We start from the raw sequence: 17577 nt of genomic DNA, 5'->3' as shown, positions 1-17577 counted from the left end.
CATGGCCCGTACCCCCCTCATGCACGCGCTCCGCACGCTCGCCGCGGAGCACGCCGCCGCCCGCCGCCTCCGCGTCCCCACCGCAGAGGTCCGCGGCATGGACCGCCGCGCCCTGCTGCGCCGCGCCGCCGCCCTCGGCCTGGGCACGGCGGTGGCCGCAGCGGCCGCCGCCCCCGCGGCGGCCCAGACCGCCGCGGGCACCGACACCGCCCCCAAGCCCCCGCCCGCCGGCAGCCCCCGGATCGCGGTCGTCGGCGCCGGGATCGCCGGCCTCACCGCGGCCCTGACCCTCAAGGACGCCGGCTACGCCTGCACCCTGTACGAGGCCGACCCCGGCCGCGTCGGCGGCCGCATCCGGACCCAGCGCGACCACTGGGCCCACGGCCAGAGCTCCGAGATCGGCGGCGAGCTGATCGACACCAGCCACAAGAAGATGCTGGAGCTGTGCCGCCGCTTCGGGCTGCCGACCGAGGACTTCCTCGGCGGCGGGCCCAACGGGGCCGAGGAGGTCCTCTGGTTCGACGGCGCGTACTACCCGCGCCACCAGGCCGACGAGGACTTCAAGGCCGTCTACCAGTCGCTGCGCCGCGACCTCCAGGAGGCCGGGGAGGTGTCCTGGAACAGCACCACCCCCGTCGGCACCGCCCTCGACGAGATGTCGCTGTACGAGTGGATCGAGACCCGCGTCCCCGGCGGCCACTCCTCCCGGCTCGGCCGCTTCATCGACGTGGCGTACAACGTCGAGTACGGGGCCGACACCCAGCTCCAGTCCGCCCTGGCCCTCGTCCTGCTGATGGGCTACCAGCCCAACCCCGGCAACTTCAACGTGTGGGGGCTGTCCAACGAGCGCTACCACATCGTCGGCGGGAACGACCGCCTCCCGCAGGCCATCGCACAGGCCCTGCCCGCCGGCACGCTGGTCCCGGGCCGCGAGCTGACCGCCGTACGCGCCAACGCCGACGGCACCCAGACCCTCACGTTCAACGACTCCGGAGCCACGCGCACCGCCGTCGCCGACCACACCGTCCTGTGCGTACCGCTGCCGGTCCTCCAGCGCATCGACCTCTCCGCGGCCGGCTTCGACCCGCGGATGCGCAACCTGCTGCGCGACGCCCGGATGGGCCACTGCACCAAGCTCAACATGCAGTTCACCGCCCGGCCCTGGCGCGGCAGCGGCCCCTGGCCCGGGGTCTCCGCCGGGGACTGCTTCACCGACTCCGAGGTGCAGCAGACCTGGGACACCACCAAGCTCCAGCCCGGCACCGGCGGCATCCTGCTCCAGTACGGCGGCGGCAGCCTCGCGGCCGCCCTCACCCCCGCCACCCCCTTCGCCACCGAGTCCGACCCGTACGTACGCGGCCTCGCCTCCCGCATGCTCACCGGCATCGACGCCTTCTTCCCCGGCACCCGGGCGGTCTGGAACGGCCGGGCCCAGCTCTCGGCCTGGCACCGCGACCCCCGCACGCTGGGCGCCTACTCCTACTGGCCCGTCGGCTACCTCCACCGGTACGCCAAGTACGAGGGCACCGCGCAGGGCCGCATCCACCTCGCGGGCGAGCACTGCAGCTACGACTTCCAGGGGTTCATGGAGGGCGGCGCCACCGAGGGGGAGCGGGCGGCCCGGGAGGTGATCGCCGCCGTCTCCTGACGCCCGGGCACCGGGGCCTCAGGCCGGCCTGATGTTGTGGTTGAAGCGGAAGACGTTGTCCGGGTCGTACTCCCGCTTCACCGCGGCCAGGCGCGCCATGTTCTGCGCGCCCAGGCCGGCCACCACCCGGTCCCGGCCCTCGTCCCCGGTGAAGTTGAGGTAGACCGCGCCCGTGCTCCACGGGGCGGCGTCGGCGCGGACGTCCCTGACCCACTGCACGCAGCGCTCGTCGTCGGCCGGGTCCTCCCAGATGCCGAACGGGTGCACGGCCCAGGGCGCGCCCCGGTACGGCACCGGCCACTGCGCCGGGCCCGAGGCGATCGCCCCGCCCTGCGGCCACACCACGTGCTGGGTGCCGGTCGGCACCGGCATCGAGTCGGCGCGGGCGCAGAACACGTCCGCGTACGCGTCCGGCAGCCCGGTCAGGTACTCCGCCGACCAGTAGTTCCGCATCCCGGGCGGGTCGTCGAGCATGCACTGGAGGTCGGCGTACGGGATGCCGGTGACGATCTCGGCCTCGTGCGGCAGGGCCAGCAGGGGCGCGGCCACCCGCCGCATCTCCTCCTCGGGCCCGGCGTACGTCAGCAGCGCCCCGGCGAGCAGGGTGCCGACCAGGTGCCCCGGTACGAACTCCTCCGGGGGCCCGGTCAGGTACAGGAACCCGCCGCCGGCCTGCGGCGGCCCGCTCTCGATGAGGTCGCGGTAGGTCCGCAGGGCCCGGGGGCCGTGCTCGGGCAGGTACAGGACCAGCGCCACGGACATCGCGGGCAGCTCGTGCAGCCGCAGGGTCAGGGAGGTGGCGACGCCGAAGTTCCCGCCGCCGCCGTGCAGGGCCCAGAACAGCTCCGGGTTCTCCTCGGCGGTGGCCTCGACGAACGTGCCGTCGGCGGTGACCAGTTCCACGCCGAGCAGGTTGTCCACGGCCAGCCCGAAGCTCCGGTCCAGCCAGCCCGAGCCCCCGCCGAGCACGAACCCGCCCACGCCGGTGGTCGAGACCCGGCCCCCGGTGGTCGCCAGCCCGTACGGAGCGCAGGCCCGGTCCAGCAGCCCCATGGTGGCCCCGCCGGCCACCCGGACCGCCCTCGCGCCCTGGTGCACCGTGACCTCGTTCATCCGGCGCAGGTCCACGACCAGCCCGCCGTCGTTCAGGGCGGACCCGGCCACGCTGTGCCCGCCGCCGCGCACCGCCACCGGGAGGTCCAGCTCCCGGGCGAAGCGCACGGCGGTGACCACGTCGGACGGGTCCTCGCACTGGGCTATCACGGCCGGCCGGCGGTCGACCATCGCATTGAAGACCGTCCGGGCACCGTCGTACCCGGGGTCCCCGGGCGCGTACACGTCTCCGGACAGGTCCTCGCGGAGCTCGGCCAGGGCCGTGCCCGCCTTCGAGAGGGCCATGGTGCCCCCTTCCGGGATGCGGGAAGGACCCTTCCAGGCTAGTCAGCCCCCGTACGCCCCGCTCGCCGTGAGCCGCAGCGCCGTGTCGATCAGCGGGACGTGGCTGAAGGCCTGGGGGAAGTTGCCCACCTGCCGCTGGAGGCGCGGGTCCCACTCCTCGGCGAGCAGTCCGAGGTCGTTGCGCAGGGACAGCAGCTTCTCGAAGAGCCGGCGGGCCTCGTCCACCCGGCCGATCATCGCCAGGTCGTCGGCCATCCAGAACGAGCAGGCCAGGAAGGCCCCCTCGTCGCCCTCCAGCCCGTCCACGCCCGCCTCCTCGCCGGCGGTCGGGTAGCGCAGGATGAACCCGTCCGGGGTGGACAGCTCCCGCTGGATCGCCTCGATGGTGCCGATGACCCGCTTGTCGTCGGGCGGCAGGAAGCCCATCTGCGGGATGAGCAGCAGGGAGGCGTCGAGCTCCCTGCTGCCGTACGACTGCGTGAAGGTGTTGCGCTCCGGGTCGTAGCCCTTCTCGCACACGTCCCGGTGGATGTCCTCGCGCAGGTCGCGCCAGCGCTCCAGCGGCCCGTCCGCGTCCCCGGACTCGATCAGCTTGATCGTGCGGTCCACGGCCACCCAGGCCATGACCTTCGAGTGCACGAAGTGGCGGCGCGGCCCGCGGACCTCCCAGATGCCCTCGTCGGGCTCGTTCCAGTGCGTCTCCAGGTAGCGGATCAGCTTGAGCTGGAGGACGGAGGCGTAGTCGTTGCGGGCCAGGCCGGTCATGTGGGCCAGGTGCAGGGCCTCGGTGACCTCGCCGTACACGTCCAGCTGGAGCTGGTGGGCGGCGCCGTTGCCGACGCGGACCGGGCGGGAGCCCTCGTACCCGGGCAGCCAGTCCAGCTCGTTCTCGCCGAGCTCCCGCTCGCCCGCGATGCCGTACATGATCTGCAGGTTCTCGGGGTCGCCGGCGACCGCGCGCAGCAGCCACTCGCGCCAGGCGCGGGCCTCCTCGCGGTAGCCGGTGCGCAGCAGCGAGGAGAGGGTGATCGCCGCGTCGCGCAGCCAGGTGTAGCGGTAGTCCCAGTTGCGGACCCCGCCGATCTCCTCGGGCAGGGAGGTGGTCGGCGCGGCGACGATCCCGCCGGTCGGGGCGTACGTGAGGGCCTTGAGGGTGATCAGGGAGCGGACCACCGCCTCCCGGTAGGGCCCGTGGTACGTGCAGTGCCCCACCCAGTCCCGCCAGAACTCGGCGGTGGCCTCCAGGGCGGCCTCGGGCTCGGGCCGGGCGGGCGGCTCCTTGTGGGAGGGCTGCCAGCTGATGGTGAAGGCGATCCGGTCGCCGGGGGCCACGGTGAAGTCGGCGTACGTCGTGAGGTCCTTGCCGTACGTCTCGGCCTCCGTGTCCAGCCAGATCGAATCGGGTCCGGCCACGGCGACCGTACGGCCGTCCACCCGGTGCACCCAGGGCACGATCCGGCCGTAGCTGAACCGCATCCGCAGCGCCGAGCGGACCGGGACCCGGCCGCTGACCCCCTCGACGATCCGCATCAGCTGGGGGGCGTGGTCCTCGCGCGGCGGCATGAAGTCGATGACGCGGACGGTGCCGCGCGGGGTGTCCCACTCGGATTCCAGGACCAGGGAGTCCCCGCGGTAGCGCCGCCGGTCGGCGCGGGGCGGCTCGGTGCCGGCCGGGTGGGCCGGGCCGATCCGCCAGAACCCGTGCTCCCCGGTGCCCAGCAGCCCTGCGAACACGGCGTGGGAATCGAAGCGCGGCAGGCAGAGCCAGTCCGCCGATCCGTCCCTGCAGACCAGGGCGGCGGTCTGCATGTCTCCGATGAGTGCGTAATCCTCGATGCGCCCGGACACGTGCGTATCTCCAGTCGAACGGCCACGTACGCCCGGGCGACGACGGCCGGGCGGTCTCTTCGCGGTCAGGGGTCGTTGACGAGTTCAAGCTTGCCGGAGCGGGCGGGGGTGGTGCCTGAGCCGGTCCGCCCGGCGGGGATATCCGTATCCGAGCAGAATACGACCGCACGATAGTGATCTCCTGGGGGAGCACGGCAATACCTGTACTCCGAACGGGTGAGTGAAGGGTGACGTGAGGGGCGCGGAGCTGCCGAAAGGCCCTCCGGTGGGGTGTGATGGCCGGTTCCCGCCGCGTGGCCGGAAGCGGACCGCCGAGGTCGCTGATAGGCTGGTACCCCGTGGACCGGTGGTCTGCCTGTGCGAATCAGGGGCCCCGAAACCGCAGCTCCGGCACCCCCGAAACAGGGGACGCCGCCGGACGCACCTCACTTCGCGACCACGGGAGCCCCCTCTTGGCGATGCCGCCCAAATCCATGACGACCAAGCACATCTTCGTCACCGGAGGTGTCGCCTCCTCCCTCGGCAAGGGGCTCACCGCCTCCAGCCTGGGTGCGCTGCTCAAGGCTCGGGGCCTGCGGGTCACGATGCAGAAGCTCGACCCGTACCTGAACGTCGACCCGGGCACGATGAACCCCTTCCAGCACGGCGAGGTGTTCGTCACCAACGACGGCGCCGAGACCGACCTGGACATCGGCCACTACGAGCGCTTCCTCGACGTCGACCTCGACGGCTCGGCCAACGTCACCACCGGCCAGGTCTACTCGCAGGTCATCGCCAAGGAGCGGCGCGGCGAGTACCTCGGCGACACCGTGCAGGTCATCCCGCACATCACCAACGAGATCAAGCACCGCATCCGGCGGATGGCGACCGACGACGTCGACGTCGTCATCACCGAGGTGGGCGGCACCGTCGGCGACATCGAGTCCCTGCCCTTCCTGGAGACGGTCCGCCAGGTCCGCCACGAGGTCGGCCGCGACAACGTCTTCGTCGTGCACATCTCGCTGCTGCCGTACATCGGCCCCTCCGGCGAGCTGAAGACCAAGCCGACCCAGCACTCCGTCGCCGCCCTGCGCAACATCGGCATCCAGCCCGACGCCATCGTGCTGCGCGCCGACCGCGACGTCCCCACCTCCATCAAGCGCAAGATCTCGCTGATGTGCGATGTGGACGAGGCCGCCGTCGTCGCCGCCATCGACGCCAAGTCGATCTACGACATCCCGAAGGTCCTGCACACCGAGGGCCTGGACGCGTACGTCGTGCGCAAGCTCGACCTGCCCTTCCGCGACGTTGACTGGACCGTCTGGGAGGACCTCCTCGACCGGGTCCACAACCCCGACCACGAGGTCACCGTCGCCCTCGTCGGCAAGTACATCGACCTGCCCGACGCCTACCTGTCGGTGACCGAGGCGCTGCGCGCCGGCGGTTTCGCCAACAAGGCGCGCGTCAAGATCAAGTGGGTCACCTCCGACGACTGCAAGACCGCGGCCGGCGCCGCCAAGCAGCTCGGCGACGTGGACGCGATCTGCGTGCCCGGCGGCTTCGGCGACCGCGGCGTGAACGGCAAGGTCGGCGCCATCACCTACGCCCGCGAGAACAGGATCCCGCTGCTCGGCCTGTGCCTGGGCCTGCAGTGCGTGGTCATCGAGGCCGCGCGCAACCTGGCCGGCATCGAGGACGCGAACTCCACCGAGTTCGACGCCTCCACCGCGCACCCGGTCATCTCCACCATGGAGGAGCAGCTGGCCTTCGTCGAGGGCGCCGGCGACCTGGGCGGAACGATGCGCCTGGGCATGTACCCCGCCAAGCTCGCCGAGGGCTCGATCGTGCGCGAGGTGTACGACGGCAAGGAGTACGTCGAGGAGCGCCACCGCCACCGCTACGAGGTCAACAACGCCTACCGCGGCGAGCTGGAGAAGACCGGCCTGCAGTTCTCCGGCACCTCCCCGGACAACAAGCTCGTCGAGTACGTCGAGTACCCGCGCGAGGTCCACCCCTACCTGGTGGCCACCCAGGCCCACCCGGAGCTGCGCTCCCGCCCCACCCGCCCGCACCCGCTCTTCGCGGGCCTGGTGAAGGCTGCCGTGGAGCGCCAGAAGAAGGCCTGACGCCAGGTCGCATAACGTAGACGGCCGGGGTGCGGATCCCTTTCGGGTTCCTTCCGCACCCCGGCTGCCGCGTATCCGCGATCGGGAGGGTGTGAGGGTGTCGGTGGAAATCAGGGACGTGCCGGAGTCCTGGAGGGTCGTCGCGAGCGAGACGCCGTTCCGGGGCAAGAAGACGGCCGTGAACACGGACGACGTGGTCATGCCGGACGGCTCGGTCGCCCGCCGCGACTACCAGGTGCACCCCGGCTCGGTGTGCGTGCTCGCCCTCGACGGGGAGCAGCGGGTCCTCGTACTGCGCCAGTACCGGCACCCCGTGCGGCACAAGCTGTGGGAGCTGCCGGCCGGGCTGCTCGACGTACCGGGGGAGAACCCGCTGTCCGCGGCGCAGCGCGAGCTGTACGAGGAGGCGCACCTCAAGGCCGGGGACTGGCGGGTCCTCACCGACATCTTCGCCACCCCCGGCGGCTCGGACGAGGCGATCCGGATCTACCTCGCGCGGGACCTGTCCGAGGCGGACGGCGAGGTCTTCGAGGTCTCCGAGGAGGAGGCGGACATGGAGTCCGCGCGGGTGCCGGTCGGCGAGCTGGTCGCCGGGATCCTGGGCGGGCGGCTCCAGAACGTCGGGCTGGTCACCGGGGTGCTGGCGCTGGCGGCCGCGCTTGCCGACGGGGGGCCGGCGGGGCTCGACGGGCTGCGCCCGGCCGATGCGCCGTGGCCGGCCCGCCCGTTCACTCCGTGAGCCCCGGGCCCCCTGCTGACCCCGGCCCCCGCTGCGCGGGCTCCTTCCCCCACCCCGCCCCTTCCCGAAGCGGGGGCTCCGCCCCCACACCCCCGCGCCTCACACGCCGGCGGGGCTGGTTTGGCCGGGGTGGTCGGGTCAGGTGCGGGTGGGTGGGTGGTTTCGGGGCTCCGCCCCGCACCCCGCGCCTCAAGCGCCGGCGGGGCTGGGTTTGCCGCGCGATGCTGGATTTGCCGCGGCGAGGCCGCTGAGCGGCACATGCCAGCGAACCGCAGCACATTCCAGCCCGCGCGGCGTTTGAGCGCACCGGGCGCGGAGCGCACGGAAACGGGGGCCGGGGGTGGCCCCGGTTTCGGGAAGGGGCGGGGTGGGGGAGAGGCCCCGCGCAGCGGGGTACGTGGTGTGACGATCGGCTGATCCGATCGGGCGATGTGTCCGGCACGGCCCCGCCGACCCGTCGCTCTGTGTGAACTACGCTCGCCATCCCGAGAGCCAAAGGCAGGCCACCCGGCAGCGCCCCCCGGCAGGGAGAGGAGCGGATCCTTGACGGACGAAGCCGCGCGGCGCCCCGACGCCCCCGCGCACCACCCCCACGGCCCCACGGCCTCGCAGGCCGGCCACCAGCCCGTACACCCGACGCCGCCCGTGCAGGGGGCGCCCGTACACCCGACGGCAGGGAGCCCGGCCGCCGGGCAGAAGGCGCCCGGGCACCCCACACCCGGGGCGACCGCGCCCGAGGCGACCGCGGCCGGGATGACGGCAGCCGGGGCGGCCGCCGGGCAGGAGCCGCCCGCGCACCCGGCGCCCGTGCACCCGGCGCCCGCGCCCCCCGCGCCCGCGCACCCGACACCCCCCCACCCCACCCCCGCGCAGCAGCCGTCCAGCCCCCCCGCAGCCGGGCGGGACGGGTCGGGTGTGGGGGGTGCCGTGTCCGGGGGCGCGTTCTTCGGGCGGCGGCGGGAGCTCAAGGAGTTGCGCGAGGACATCGCGCGGACCGGGCTCGACACGCTCACCGGGCGCAAGGCGCCCCGCGCGCGCGTGCTGCTCGTGGCGGGGCGGCCCGGCTCCGGCCGTACGGCCCTCGCGGAGCAGTTCGTGCGGGAGGTCGCCGCCGACTATCCGGACGGGGTCCTGCGGGCCCGGCTCTCGCTGCCCGGCGGGGAGCAGGTGCCGACCGAGCGGACCGCCCGCACCCTCCTGGAGGGCCTCGGGCTGCCGACCCCGCCCGGCGCCGGCGGGGAGGAGCTCAGCTCGGCGCTGCGGACCGCACTGGCCGGCCGCCGGGTGGTCATGCTCCTCGACGACGCGGCCGACGCCCAGCAGGTGGACCCGCTGCTCGCCGACGACCCCGGCTGCCTGGCCGTGGTGACCGGCGCGGGCCCCCTCACCGGCATCCCCGACGTCCGCCCCTGCACCCTCGGCGGGCTCGACACCCCGGCCGCCGTGGAGATGCTCGTACGGCGGATCGGCGAGGTCCGCGTGACCGTCGACCCCCGGGCCGCGGAGGCGCTGGCCGAGGAGTGCGGGCGCCAGCCCGCCGCCCTCGCCCTGGCCGCGGGCTGGCTCGCCGCGCACCCGAAGGCGGCCCTCGCCGACGTGGTCAAGCAGCTCCACGGGATGCGCGAGGGGACCCCCGACCGCGGCCCGCTGCCCCGCGCCTTCCGGCTGGTCTACGAGTCCCTGCCGCAGCCCGCCCAGCGCACCCTGCGCCTGCTTCCGCTGGCCCCCGCGGGCGCCGTGGACGGCCACACCGCCTCCGCGCTCTCCGGCTGCTCGGTGGCCGCCGCCCAGACCACCCTGGCGGACTTCGCCGGGCTGGGGCTGCTGGGCCCGGCCGGCGAGGACCGGTACCTGGTGCCCGGCTGCCTCGCCCCGCTCCTCCAGGAGCTGCTGGAGACCCGCGAGCGCCCCGCGGAGGTCCAGCTGGCCCGCGCCCGAATGCTGGAGCGGACCGTACGGCTGCTGGTGTCCTGCCGGATCTCCGCCGAGGGCCCCGAGGGGGCGGCGGGCGCCGGGGAGTCCGTGATCGGCCTGGCGGACGGGACCCCGGCCCGGGAGCTGCCCGCGGGCCTGCCCCGCGCCCTGCGCTTCGCGGACCGGGCCGCCGCCGCTGCCTGGCTGGACACCCGGCTGCCCGCCCTGACGGCCTCGGCCGCCCTCGCCGTGGCGGACGGGGAGCTGGACACCCTGGCCCGGCGGCTGGTCGCCGCGCTCGTACGGGCCCTGGCCGCGCACCGCGGCACCGCGGCCGCCGCCCCCGAGCTGTACGGGCTGCACGGGCTGGTCCTCGACGTGGCGGAGCGGCACGGGCTGCACCGGGAGCGGGCCGCCGCCCTGCTGAACCTCGGCGACCTCGACGCGGAGACCGGCCGGACCGCCGAGGCCCTGGAGCGCTACCGCTGCGCCCTGGACGCCGGACGGGCCGCCGGGGACCACTACGCGACCGGGCGCGCGATGGAATCCGTAGGCGGGGTGCACCAGGTGCTGGGGGACTGGCACAGGGCCGCCGACTGGTACGGCAGGGCCCTGGCCCAGCGGCTGGCCCGGGGCGAGCGCGCGGACGGGGCGCGCCTGTACGGGCGGCTGGGGAACGTGCACACGTACGCGGGACGCTACGGCGAGGCGCTGCGCAGTTGGCGCTCGGCCGCGGCAGGCTACCGGAAGCTGGCCGATGTCCCCGGCCACGCAAAGGCGTTGAGCGAGATGGCCCGGGTGCAGGAGTACGCGGGCCGGCCGGAGGAGTCGCTGCACACCTGCCGCGCCGCCGTGGAGCTGGCCCGCAAGGCCGGCGACCTGCGGCTCCAGGCGGCCCTGCAGGTCCGGCTCGCCGACACCCTCGACCGGCTGGGCGACCCGGCGGCGGCGCGGCTGCACCGCGGTACCGCGGACCGCCTGCTCAGCGATGCCCCCGAGGAAGAAGGTGCCTACGAAATCCGTAGTGGTTCGCGCTGAGATATTTGGTTTGTAAGGCTAGACAGCTCCAAATCCTTCATTAGACTGGCTCCACCACGTCATCCCGTGGTGCATCCCGCTGCGTACTGGTGCAATGGGTATGTATGGCATTGCCCCGGTTAATCCCCTGAGCCAAGGACCGTGATCGACGATGAAGGTCGGCATCCCCCGCGAGGTCAAGAACAACGAGTTCCGCGTGGCCATCACCCCCGCCGGTGTCCACGAGCTCGTCCGCAATGGCCACCAGGTCTTCATCGAGCAGAACGCCGGCACCGGCTCCTCGATCACGGACGCCGAGTACGTCGCCGCCGGAGCCGAGATCCTCGGCACCGCCGACGAGGTCTGGGCCACCGCCGACCTGCTGCTGAAGGTCAAGGAGCCCATCGCGGAGGAGTACCACCGCCTCCGCAAGGACCAGACCCTCTTCACCTACCTGCACCTCGCGGCCTCCCGCGAGTGCACGGACGCCCTCCTGGAGTCCGGCACCACCGCCATCGCGTACGAGACGGTCGAGCTCGCGAACCGCGCGCTCCCGCTGCTCGCCCCGATGTCCGAGGTCGCGGGCCGCCTGGCCCCGCAGGTCGGCGCCTACCACCTGATGCGCTCGGCCGGCGGCCGCGGCGTCCTCCCCGGCGGCGTGCCCGGCACCCACGCCGGCGAGTGCGTGGTCATCGGCGGCGGCGTGTCCGGCTGGAACGCCGTGCAGATCGCCATCGGCATGGGCTTCCACGTGACCCTGCTCGACCGCGACATCAACAAGCTCCGCGAGGCCGACAAGATCTTCGGTACGAAGGTCAAGACGATCGTCTCCAACGCCTACGAGCTGGAGAAGGCCGTCGTCGAGGCCGACCTCGTCGTCGGTGCCGTACTGATCCCGGGTGCGAAGGCCCCGAAGCTGGTCACCAACGAGCTCGTCTCCCGGATGAAGCCCGGAAGTGTCCTTGTCGACATTGCGATCGACCAGGGCGGCTGCTTCGAGGACTCCCGTCCGACCACCCACGCCGAGCCGACCTTCCAGGTCCACAACTCGGTCTTCTACTGCGTCGCCAACATGCCCGGCGCCGTGCCGAACACCTCCACCTACGCGCTCACCAACGCCACGCTGCCCTACATCGTGCAGCTCGCGAACCTCGGCTGGGTCGAGGCGCTGCGCCGCGACCCCGCGCTCGGCCTGGGCCTCAACACCCATGACGGCCAGGTCGTTTACGGCCCGGTCGCCGAGGCCCACGGGCTCGGCACCGTCGAGCTGAGCACGCTCCTCGGCTGATACGGGCCGCGGTGCGGCACCGTGCGGACGGGACCCGACCCGGTCCCGCGCCGCCCCGTCAACGAGTGCCGTCAATCTCACGCGTCCGGCCGGACCTTGCCCCGCAAGGTCCGGCCGGACGCGTTGGCGGGGCCGGGCGGCCCGGCTCCAACTCGCCTCGAACGTAACCCTTTAACCGTTTCGCGCACCCGTGAAACTTCGCAGCGGCAGCCCGTACGCCCTTGACAGAGTGGTGTTCGGTTGCCGACACATCGTGCCGCGTCCGGCCGATTGTGTTGCTGCGGACCGGTGACACGCCATAGAGTCGCCAACCGTCGGCATGGTGCCACGCTGACCTATCGATAAGTGTCCTGGTCACGTCCGAGGAGGTAAGACGACTTGTGAATGAGTCGACATTTACTCCTGGGGGTGGTCAAGCAGGGACGCCCGCCCGGGGCCATGTCCCCGCAGGGCTCGAGGCTGTCGGCTCCGTCGCAGTCCGCACCTTCGCAAACCACCAGCACATGACGACGCCCCAAAAGAGCATGGACGGCCTAGACGTGAACTCCATGGCCGGCGACCTGAGCGGCCGCGAGCCCACCGGTTTCGCCGACTACGACGGGATGCCCGAAGGGCATTTCTACGACCCCGACGCCGAGTACGAGCCCGACCCCGAGTACGCGGCCACTCTCGCTCCCGACGCCGCGAGACAGCGGCGCGAGCGGATCGGCCCGACCGGACGGCCGCTGCCGTACTTCCCGATCCCCGGTCCCCTGACCGAGCACGGCCCGGCGAAGATCATCGCGATGTGCAACCAGAAGGGCGGCGTCGGCAAGACCACGTCGACCATCAACCTGGGCGCCGCACTCGCGGAGTACGGGCGGCGCGTGCTGCTCGTCGACTTCGACCCGCAGGGCGCTCTGTCGGTGGGCCTCGGCGTGAACCCGATGGAACTCGACCTGACGGTCTACAACCTGCTCATGGAGCGGGGCATGTCGGCCGACGAGGTGCTGCTCAAGACGGCTGTCCCGAACATGGACTTGCTGCCGAGCAACATCGACCTCTCCGCTGCGGAAGTGCAGTTGGTGAGCGAGGTCGCGCGCGAGTCGACCCTCCAGCGGGCCCTCAAGCCCCTGATGGCCGACTACGACTACATCGTGATCGACTGTCAGCCCTCGCTGGGCCTGCTGACCGTGAACGCCCTGACGGCGGCTCACAAGGTCATCGTGCCGCTCGAGTGCGAGTTCTTCGCCCTGCGCGGCGTGGCCCTGCTGACCGAGACCATCGAGAAGGTCCAGGAGCGGCTGAACCCGGAGCTGGAGCTCGACGGCATCCTCGCCACGATGTACGACTCCCGCACGGTGCACAGCCGCGAGGTGCTGGCGCGCGTGGTCGAGGCCTTCGACGACCACGTCTACCACACGGTCATCGGCCGTACCGTGCGCTTCCCGGAGACCACGGTCGCCGGCGAGCCGATCACGACGTACGCCTCCAACTCCGTCGGCGCCGCCGCGTATCGCCAGCTCGCCAGGGAGGTGCTCGCCCGGTGTCACGCCGAGTGAGTCTGCCCGGAGCCGACGAACTGTTCCGTACCACCGGAGGAACGGCACTGCAGTCCTCCTCCCCGCGGCGGCCGGGCCCCGAGGACCCGGGTCCCGCGGCCGCGGAGCACGGCGCGACGGCCGCGGGTGACGGCGGCGGCCTGCCGGCCGGGGCCCCCGAGGGCCGCCTGCGGCTCCAGGAGGCCGCTGCGGCGGCCGCGGCCGCCCTCGCCGCGGAAACGGTCGCGGAGGCGCCCCCGGTGCCGCTGGTGGCCGCTCCCAGGCGTCCGCAGGAAGGTTCAGCCGCCGGAGCGGGGGCCGCGGCGGGAGCCTCCGCGGCGGCCGCCCCCCGGCGGGGCAAGGGCCGGGGCGCCAACCGCCGGCCCAGCGGGCGCGAGCGCCACGACGAGAAGATCACCGTGTACGTCTCCGCCGAGGAGCTGATGGACCTGGAGCACGCGCGCTTGGTCCTGCGCGGGGAGCACGGGCTCGCGGTGGACCGCGGCCGGATCGTCCGCGAGGCGGTCGCCGTGGTCCTGGCCGACCTGGAGTCGCGCGGCGACGCGAGCATCCTGGTCCGCCGTCTGCGCGGCCGGTAGCCTGCCCGCGGTGGTGCGGCCGGCAGCCGTCCCGCCCGCCCGGGGCCCCGCCCCGTCCCCACGCACGTGCACCCTGGATGGCCATGCCCCCGACCGACGAGCCCGCCCGGCCGCCCCGTACCCCGCGCCGCACCCTCGGCCGCGGCCCGGGCGCCCCCGGGCCGGGGCCGGACCCGGAGTCCGACCCGCATCCCGGGACGGCACCGGAGGTCGTGCAGGAGCCCCTGGAGGCCCCTGAGGGGCCCGTACGGGCGGCCGCGGGGGAATCCGGCCCCGGCGGCCCGGGGGAGCCCGGAGCGGCCCCTGAGGCCCCTGAGGGGCGCGAAGCTGCTGCGGCCCCTGAAGGTCCGGCCGTCCCTGGGGCCCTGGCCGTCCCCGAAGCAGCTCCGGTCGTCCCCGAAGCCGACGGGGGCCCCGAACCCGCCGCGGACCGCGAAGCCCGTGAGGACCCCGGAGCTGCCGCCGACAGCGAAGCCGAGGACGGCCCCGGCACCGAGGCCGGCCCCGGCGCCGATGGGGGCCGTGACGTCGGCGACGGGCGGTTCACCGTACGGCTGGCGAATTTCGAGGGGCCCTTCGACCTGCTGCTGCAGCTGATCTCCCGGCACAAGATGGACGTCACCGAGGTCGCGCTGCACAAGGTCACCGACGAGTTCACGGCGCACATCCGCGCCATGGGGCCGGACTGGGACCTCGACCAGACCACCGAGTTCCTGGTGGTCGCCGCCACCCTCCTCGACCTCAAGGCCGCCCGGCTGCTGCCCGCGGCCGAGGTGGAGGACGAGGCCGACCTCGCCCTCCTGGAGGCCCGGGACCTGCTCTTCGCCCGGCTGCTCCAGTACCGCGCGTACAAGCAGATCGCCGAGATCTTCGGCCTGCGGGCCGAGGCCGAGGGCAGGCGCTACCCGCGGACCGTCGGGCTGGAGGCCCACCACGCCGAACTGCTGCCCGAGGTGGTCATCAGCATCGGCGCCGAGGGCTTCGCGAAGCTGGCGGTCAAGGCGATGCAGCCCAAGGCGAAGCCGCAGGTGTACGTGGACCACATCCACGCCCCGCTCGTGAGCGTGCGCGAGCAGGCCGAGCTGGTCGTGGCCATGCTGCGGGCGGCCGGGCGGGCCAGTTTCGGGGAGCTGACGGCCGACGCCCCCGACACCCTCACCGTCGTCGCCCGCTTCCTGGCCCTCCTGGAGCTCTACCGCGAGCGCGCGGTGGCCCTCGACCAGGAGGAGGCCCTCGGGCCGCTCACGGTCCGCTGGGCGGCCGCGGAGGGGGACCGGCCGGTGGTGGTGACGGACGAGTTCGACCGCCCGGCGGGCGCGGCGGACGGGGCCGGAGGGGGAGCGGCGGGCCCGGAAGCCGCCGAAGCCGCAGGACAGGGTCCGGGAGAGGGCCCGGAAAGACGAGGGAGGACCGGGCGATGAGCGTCGCGAAGCTGGAGCTGAAGCCCGCCCTGGAGGCGGTGCTCATGGTCGTCGACGAACCGGCGACCGAGGCCCACCTGGCCAGGCTGCTGGAGCGGACCCCGCGGGAGATCGCCGACGCCCTGCGCGGGCTCGCCGACGAGTACGCCGTACAGGGCCGCGGTTTCGAGCTGCGGCTGGTCGCGGGGGGCTGGCGGTTCTACACGCGGCCGGAGTACGCGGCGGCCGTGGAGCGCTTCGTCCTGGACGGCCAGCAGGCCCGGCTCACCCAGGCGGCCCTGGAGACGCTGGCCGTGGTCGCGTACCGGCAGCCGGTGAGCCGGTCGCGGGTCTCGGCGGTCCGCGGGGTGAACTGTGACGGGGTCATGCGGACCCTCCTCCAGCGGGGTCTCGTGGAGGAGGCGGGCACGGAACCCGAAACAGGTGCGATCCTGTACAGGACGACGAACTACTTTCTGGAGCGGATGGGCCTGCGCGGCCTGGACGAGCTCCCGGAGCTCGCGCCCTTCCTCCCGGAGGCGGACGCGATCGAAGCAGAGACGCAGGAAGGTGTGCCGTCGTTCGATCCGGACGCACCGGACCCCGATGTAGACGACGACAAGACGACGGAACTTTGATGCGAAGCAGTGGCAGCGGCAACGGCGGCGGCAACAGGAACAGCAGCGGCGGTGGCGGGCGCGGTGGCTCCCGCGGCGGCTCCGGCTCCGGAGGCGGCGGCTACCGCGGGGGCAACTCCGGCGGTGGCGGCTCCCGCGGCGGGTCCGGCGGCTCCGGAGGCGGCGGCTACCGCGGCGGCTCCGGCTCCGGCGGTGGCGGCTACCGGGGCGGCTCCGGCGGCGGGTACCAGGGCGGCGGCTCGGACCGCGACCGCGACCAGGCCCCCAAGCGCATCCGCAACCCCCGTCCGGAGGAGCGCCGCTACGACGTCGGCCCCGAGGGCGAGCGCAACGGCCGCGCCGGGGCCAAGGCCGGTGGCGGCGGTGCCCGCGGCGCCCGCGACGGCGGCGGCGCCCGCGGTGCCTCGGCCCGCGGCGGGGCCAAGGGCGGCCCGAAGAGCCCCAGGACCCCCGGCATCGGCGGCGCCGGCGGCCCGCGCAACGGTCCCGGCAGCCGCAGCGGGCAGTCCCGCCCGCGCGAGCTGGACGCGCGGATCGAGGAGCGCGTGCGCGACCGGTACGCCGACCGCCCCGTGATCAAGACCCCGAAGACCTTCCCGGGTGCGGAGCAGGAGGGCGAGCGGCTGCAGAAGGTGCTCGCCCGCGCCGGCATGGGCTCGCGCCGCGCGTGCGAGGAGCTCATCGAGCAGGCCCGCGTCGAGGTCAACGGCGAGATCGTGACCTCGCAGGGCAAGCGGGTGCAGCCGAAGGACGAGATCAAGGTGGACGGCCTGACCGTCGCCACCCAGTCGTACCTGTTCTTCGCGCTCAACAAGCCCGCCGGCGTCGTCTCCACCATGGAGGACCCGGACGGCCGCCAGTGCCTCGGCGACTACGTCACCAACCGCGAGACCCGGCTCTTCCACGTCGGCCGCCTCGACACGGAGACCGAGGGCATCATCCTGCTCACCAACCACGGAGAGCTGGCCCACCGCCTGACGCACCCCAAGTACGGCGTCCAGAAGACCTACCTCGCCGCCATCACCGGCCCGCTGCCCCGCGAGATCGGCAAGCGCCTCCAGTCCGGCATCCAGCTGGAGGACGGCTACGCCAAGGCCGACCACTTCCGCGTGGTCGACCAGGTCGGCAAGAACTACCTGGTCGAGGTCACCCTGCACGAGGGCCGCAAGCACATCGTCCGCCGGATGCTCGCCGAGGCGGGCTTCCCGGTCGAGAAGCTGGTCCGCACCGCCTTCGGCCCCATCGAGCTGGGCGACCAGAAGTCCGGCTGGCTGCGCCGCCTGACCAACACCGAGGTCGGCATGCTGATGCGCGAGGTCGGCCTGTAGTACCCGCATCCGTACCCGAGCGGGTACGGACGGCCTCCCGGTACGCATCCGGGGAATGCCCGCGGCGCCCGTGCGCCGCGGGCATTTTCCTTGCCCCGGCCCACCCTCCTCTTTTATAGTCACAGTGACTCTTAA

12 protein-coding genes are annotated in these 17577 nt (G+C 73.5%); 10 read left to right on the top strand and 2 right to left on the bottom strand.

Annotated elements, in window-relative coordinates; translation table 11 throughout:
• The first annotated feature begins 1 nt into the window (after position 1).
• A complete protein-coding gene (locus tag ACZ7JZ_RS23520; protein ID WP_470942534.1) occupies positions 2–1648 on the top strand; it encodes a flavin monoamine oxidase family protein in 1647 nt (548 codons plus the stop codon).
• A gap of 18 nt (positions 1649–1666) precedes the next feature.
• On the opposite strand, the gene ACZ7JZ_RS23515 is transcribed toward ACZ7JZ_RS23520, so the two are convergent.
• Together ACZ7JZ_RS23515 and ACZ7JZ_RS23510 are read right to left on the bottom strand one after the other, a co-directional pair.
• Positions 1667–3046 (bottom strand): FAD-binding oxidoreductase, encoded by a 1380-nt coding sequence (locus ACZ7JZ_RS23515; RefSeq protein WP_470942531.1) that lies wholly within the window; start codon positions 3044–3046, stop codon positions 1667–1669.
• Positions 3047–3088: 42 nt separating this feature from the next.
• The gene (locus tag ACZ7JZ_RS23510; protein WP_470942529.1) at positions 3089–4894 is read right to left on the bottom strand and encodes a glycoside hydrolase family 15 protein; all 1806 of its coding nucleotides are present in this window, start codon (positions 4892–4894) and stop codon (positions 3089–3091) included.
• A gap of 458 nt (positions 4895–5352) precedes the next feature.
• Between ACZ7JZ_RS23510 and ACZ7JZ_RS23505 the strand changes: the two genes are divergently transcribed.
• The 9 genes from ACZ7JZ_RS23505 to ACZ7JZ_RS23465 all read left to right on the top strand — a co-directional run bounded on the left by ACZ7JZ_RS23505 (position 5353) and on the right by ACZ7JZ_RS23465 (position 17442).
• Positions 5353–6999, top strand: coding sequence for a CTP synthase (locus ACZ7JZ_RS23505; RefSeq protein ID WP_470942525.1), 1647 nt, complete (start codon positions 5353–5355; stop codon positions 6997–6999).
• A gap of 103 nt (positions 7000–7102) precedes the next feature.
• Positions 7103–7738 (top strand): NUDIX domain-containing protein, encoded by a 636-nt coding sequence (locus tag ACZ7JZ_RS23500; RefSeq protein ID WP_470942574.1) that lies wholly within the window; start codon positions 7103–7105, stop codon positions 7736–7738.
• Between the two features lie 543 nt (positions 7739–8281).
• Entirely contained in the window at positions 8282–10690 is a 2409-nt protein-coding gene (locus tag ACZ7JZ_RS23495) for a tetratricopeptide repeat protein (RefSeq protein WP_470942519.1), read from the top strand.
• 151 nt (positions 10691–10841) lie between these two features.
• Positions 10842–11957: an alanine dehydrogenase gene (gene ald / locus ACZ7JZ_RS23490; RefSeq protein ID WP_470942516.1), complete on the top strand. Its 1116-nt coding sequence runs from the start codon at positions 10842–10844 to the stop codon at positions 11955–11957.
• A 503-nt stretch (positions 11958–12460) separates the two neighbouring features.
• Positions 12461–13498 (top strand): ParA family protein, encoded by a 1038-nt coding sequence (locus tag ACZ7JZ_RS23485; protein WP_470942512.1) that lies wholly within the window; start codon positions 12461–12463, stop codon positions 13496–13498.
• Positions 13483–14076: a hypothetical protein gene (locus ACZ7JZ_RS23480; RefSeq protein WP_470942510.1), complete on the top strand. Its 594-nt coding sequence runs from the start codon at positions 13483–13485 to the stop codon at positions 14074–14076. The genes ACZ7JZ_RS23485 and ACZ7JZ_RS23480 overlap by 16 nt, the downstream gene beginning before the upstream one ends.
• An 83-nt stretch (positions 14077–14159) precedes the next feature.
• Entirely contained in the window at positions 14160–15497 is a 1338-nt protein-coding gene (locus ACZ7JZ_RS23475) for a segregation and condensation protein A (protein WP_470942508.1), read from the top strand.
• Positions 15494–16114 carry an SMC-Scp complex subunit ScpB gene (gene scpB, locus ACZ7JZ_RS23470; protein WP_470942506.1) on the top strand — a complete coding sequence of 207 codons (621 nt, stop codon included), beginning with the start codon at positions 15494–15496 and terminating at the stop codon, positions 16112–16114. The genes ACZ7JZ_RS23475 and scpB overlap by 4 nt, the downstream gene beginning before the upstream one ends.
• Complete coding sequence (locus ACZ7JZ_RS23465) at positions 16114–17442, top strand: pseudouridine synthase (protein ID WP_470942504.1); 1329 nt, start codon at positions 16114–16116, stop codon at positions 17440–17442. The genes scpB and ACZ7JZ_RS23465 overlap by 1 nt, the downstream gene beginning before the upstream one ends.
• Positions 17443–17577: the final 135 nt, after the last annotated feature.

The sequence above is a fragment of the Streptomyces sp. NPDC038213 genome (assembly GCF_055600495.1).
Note: the sequence above shows the minus strand (reverse complement) of the source record. Positions and strands in the feature narration are given on the sequence as shown.